Origin of the sequence: Roseibium sp., from assembly GCF_025698965.1 — a bacterium.
Classification (GTDB): Bacteria; Pseudomonadota; Alphaproteobacteria; order Rhizobiales; family Stappiaceae; genus Roseibium.
The window spans coordinates 1-4,033 of record NZ_JAILWL010000548.1 but is presented as its reverse complement, the minus strand read 5'-3'; the positions used below and the strand labels follow the sequence as shown (position 1 = coordinate 4,033).

Annotated in this window: 5 protein-coding genes; 2 read left to right on the top strand and 3 right to left on the bottom strand. The window is 55.8% G+C overall.

The window, feature by feature from the left end:
• Positions 1 to 498 (bottom strand): cupin domain-containing protein (locus K5905_RS29150; protein WP_297591017.1); only part of this gene is annotated, 498 nt, incomplete at its 3' end.
• Between the two features lie 271 nt (positions 499 to 769).
• Here K5905_RS29150 and K5905_RS29145 point away from each other — a divergent pair.
• The gene (locus K5905_RS29145; protein ID WP_297591015.1) at positions 770 to 2,245 is read left to right on the top strand and encodes an ATP-binding protein; all 1,476 of its coding nucleotides are present in this window, start codon (positions 770 to 772) and stop codon (positions 2,243 to 2,245) included.
• Positions 2,246 to 2,269: 24 nt separating this feature from the next.
• Here the strand turns inward: K5905_RS29145 and K5905_RS29140 are convergent, their stop codons facing one another.
• Both K5905_RS29140 and K5905_RS29135 read right to left on the bottom strand, forming a co-directional pair.
• A complete protein-coding gene (locus K5905_RS29140; protein ID WP_297591014.1) occupies positions 2,270 to 2,674 on the bottom strand; it encodes a GFA family protein in 405 nt (134 codons plus the stop codon).
• 117 nt (positions 2,675 to 2,791) lie between these two features.
• Complete coding sequence (locus tag K5905_RS29135) at positions 2,792 to 3,109, bottom strand: hypothetical protein (protein WP_297591012.1); 318 nt, start codon at positions 3,107 to 3,109, stop codon at positions 2,792 to 2,794.
• A gap of 539 nt (positions 3,110 to 3,648) precedes the next feature.
• On the opposite strand from K5905_RS29135, the gene K5905_RS29130 reads away from it, so the two are divergent.
• Positions 3,649 to 4,033, top strand: a 385-nt coding sequence (locus K5905_RS29130) for a homogentisate 1,2-dioxygenase (RefSeq protein ID WP_297591010.1), incomplete at its 3' end; no start/stop codon positions are given.

The window sequence follows — 4,033 nt, the reverse complement described above, 5'->3', positions numbered from 1 at the left end:
GGGAAATTCCTGTTCCTCGAAACTTGAGCCGCGTTCCCAGTCCAGCATCACGACTTCCTCATCCGACCGGATGAACAGCGGTAATATATGCTCGCCCTGTCGTCCGGCTTGCCATCCGGCAGGGTCGAGCGTGTTGACGCGGATGAAAGCGTCGTCGTTCGATTGCATCTGGCGCAGCTTCACCAGGATGACGGCGCCAGGCTCGCTGGAAGGTACATGGCTGGAACCTGGAGGATTGCGGACATACATGCCCTTCGGAAAATCTCCGCTCTCGTCGGAAAAGACACCATCCAGAACCAGAAATTCCTCGCCCATGTCATGCGTATGCGCTGAAAATGCCGAGCCGGGCGCATATCGCACGAGGCTGGTTGCCCGGGCAACTTCGTCTCCGTCCCGTTCCAGCATGCGCCTTTCGACACCTGCCATCGGTGAAGGCACCCATTCGAGGGTCGCACTGTCGACGACGGCGCGTTCGGTCAGATCGGCGTGGATTTTCATCAAGTCTCTCCCTCTTGATGGCTTGTCTCCAATTAAAATGGATTATAGGACGCGTATTTGAAGGGGCACGTCATGAATTGAAAGTTACCGTTTATCCTCTTGAGGGGGAAACGGTGGAATTCTGGGAAAACCCGTGTTTATGACGCGCCCGCCTTTGCAAGTCGTGTGGAATCATGCTGACTACCGCACTGCACGAATTCTAATGACGGAGTTGCCGCAAGCCCGGTGAGAGCATTCTTGGGCTGAATTAGAGCGCTTTTGAAGTGATTGTATGACGGTTCAGATTGATATCGGGGAAATGACTGGCGGTGCACGTGCAGGGCTCGACTTGGAAGAGCTTCTGGCGACACGCCTATTGGTTCAGGGCAACTCCGGATCCGGTAAATCTCACCTTTTGCGGCGCCTTCTGGAACAGTCCGCCACCTGGGTGCAACAGGCGATCATCGATCCTGAAGGTGACTTTGTTTCGCTTGCGGACAAATTCGGTCACGTTGTGGTCGATGCGGTCGGCACCGAAAAGGACCTGCAGATGATTGCAGGCCGGGTGCGCCAGCACCGCGTGTCCGTCGTTCTTAATCTGGAAGGTCTCGACGCCGATCGTCAGATGAAGGCCGCCGCCGCTTTTCTTGACGGCCTCTTCGACGCCGATCGTGATCTCTGGTATCCGATGCTGGTGATCGTGGATGAAGCCCAGCTCTTTGCACCGGCTGCTGCAGGGGAGGTCACCGAAGAAGCCCGTCGCCGTTCTCTGGGCGCCATGACCAACCTGATGTGCCGAGGTCGAAAGAGGGGGCTTGCCGGGATTATCGCGACACAGCGCCTGGCAAAACTCGCAAAAAACGTTGCCGCGGAAGCCTCGAACTTCCTGATGGGCCGTACGTTTCTCGACATCGATATGGCAAGGGCCGCGGACCTGCTCGGCATGGAGCGCCGCCAGGCCGAGAGTTTCCGCAACCTGGATCGCGGACATTTTATCGCATTGGGTCCGGCGATGTCGCGCAGACCGGTGCCGGTTAAGATCGGGCCTGTTGAAACCATGGGGCGAGGCGGCAGTCCGAAGCTTATGCCTTTGCCCGATCAGCCAAAGGCCGAGGCCAAGGATCTGATCTTCACCCCGGGGGAAGGGGAAGCTCCGCCGGTGCGCCAGCGCTTTGTGGAACCGGTCGCGTCGACCGGTGACGTTCTGGATCAGCTCACGAGTGCAGAACAGGCCAGTGAAGACGCAACTCCCCAGGCAGAAAGCCTTCTGGACTTCGGAGAACGGGAAGAAAAGATCTCGGAGATTATCGCCGGTATCCTGGAAGACGAGGAAGCCGCCTTCCAACCGATCGCAACGCTTTATCAGGATTTTCAGGTCCGCTGCCGGATCGCGAAACTTGCCGGTGGCACGCCTGATCTCCAGACCTTCCGCGAGAAACTTTCCGTGGCCCGTGCCGGGGTTGAAAAGGGAGAGGTCGATGACGGCGCCTGGGCACAGGCGGAACTGATAGCTGCGGAATTGCCGGACGACATGCGCGGCGTCTATCTGTTGCTTGCCAAGGCCGCGCTGGCCAAAGCGCCGTGTCCGGGCAATATCGAGATTGCCACTGCTTACGGAACCCGGTCACCGGGCCGGGCACGATGGTTGCTGAGCCATATGGAAGAACGCGGTTTCCTGGTGTGCGCGACGGACCTGCGCGGCAACCGCATCGTCACACTGACCGATCTCGGCTGGCAGACGGCTCCCGGTGACGAGGCCGCCGCCTGAGCGCTGCGGGAGCTTTTTAACCGGTCAACCCGGAAATTTTTCGAATGCAGGCAGGTCCTGAAGATTGTTGTCCCAATCAGCTCTGCTCGCCGTAAAGATATGTCCATTGGGCCGAAGGTCAGGCGCGGTGTCGAGGCTGCCTGCCGGAACAACCAGCAGCTTTCCGTCCATTTGAAGGTTGGGTACGGCTGAACCGCATTTCGCGCAGAAGCTCTTTTTGTGACGTGTTTCAGGCAAATTGAAAGCCGTCGCAAAGTCTTCTCCAGCCAACCAGCTAAGCTGTGCACTGGTAGAAAACAGGTTGGCCGCATGTGCGGAACCGGTGTCCTTCTGGCAATGTTTGCAGTGACATAGAAAGAAGCTTTCAAATTCGCCTTTGATTTCGAATTTGACTGTGCCGCATAAACAAGAACCAGCGTGAACACTCATGAGGAATCCCTTTGAATTGAAACAGCTTATGGCCGGAGTACCAGATACTCCGGTAAAATCGAACAAAATCGGGAACCGTTATTGGTGAAGTTCACCCAATTTTTGCGGCGATATAAGTCAGATTGCAGGCCGCATCCGATTGCTTGCTGTGCCTGTATTGACGGGGTCGATCGGTTTGCGTGCCAGCAGATAATCCAGCTGGGACAATTCCAACGTTATCCCGTCAATGGTTCGACACAGCACATTTTCCATATAGCTTCCTGCCGGTGAGCGTTCACGGATCTGGATTGCCCGATCCCGGGCCTTGCGCAAATAGGTCATCATCATGCGCACCTCTTCAGGTGTCACGTCAGTGGGTGAGCGAGACCCCAGAAACGGGGCAGACGAAGACAACGCGACAGCGTTGTGCGCACAGGCAGGGTGAGCAAATTGCATCGGTGACCTCAAATGTTCCTATTTTGTTCTTTTTAGTATAATTGTCGCGTTTGATCAAGTCTTCTTGTCGCGACAGGGCAAGTGGACGAGTGTTACCGATCAGAGCAATGGCAAAATAGCAAGCCCGCGCAAAGAGATGCGCGGGCTTTCGGAATCAACTTCTTGAAACGGTCAGGCGGCCGTCTTTCCCGCATCCAGAGCAAGGGCATCTGCCGTTTTTCAGATGAGATCCTCGCCGGATTTTTGGGACGTGTCCTGCGCCATGAAGGTGGCCGCGAAAACGAGTGTTAGAAAGCTAGTTATAAAGGCACCACTCGAGGCGAAGAAAATTCGAATTCTAAGAGAAATGCAGGGCTCCGATTGTGCGTTTGATCGGATATTGCCTGTATCAAGCAAAGCAAAGCCTACGGTTGCATTTTCTTTCAATTCCAGGGATGGAGGTGGGGGGAGAGGCAAAACTCTTTGAGGATGCCGCTTGAACCGGGAAAGAAATTTGGTTACATATGCAACTAAATTCATCTCTGAAGCCGGAGGACGTCATGGATCAGAGAACGGAAGACACCCGAACTGCCCAAAACAGCGGTCGCAATTCATCCGACCTCGAATATATGCCGGGGTTTGGAAACGATTTTGAAACCGAGGCTCTGCCGGGCTCGCTGCCGCAGGGCATGAACAGTCCGCAAAAATGCGCCTACGGTCTTTACGGCGAACAATTGTCCGGAACAGCGTTCACGGCGCCAAGCCACCAGAACGAACGGACCTGGTGCTATCGGATACGCCCGTCGGTCAAGCACACGCACCGCTTCGAGAAAATCGATCTTCCCTTTTGGAAGAGCGCGCCGAACGTGTGTGACGATGTTGTTTCGCTCGGTCAATATCGCTGGGACCCGGTTCCGCACACTGACAGGGAGCTGACCTGGCTGA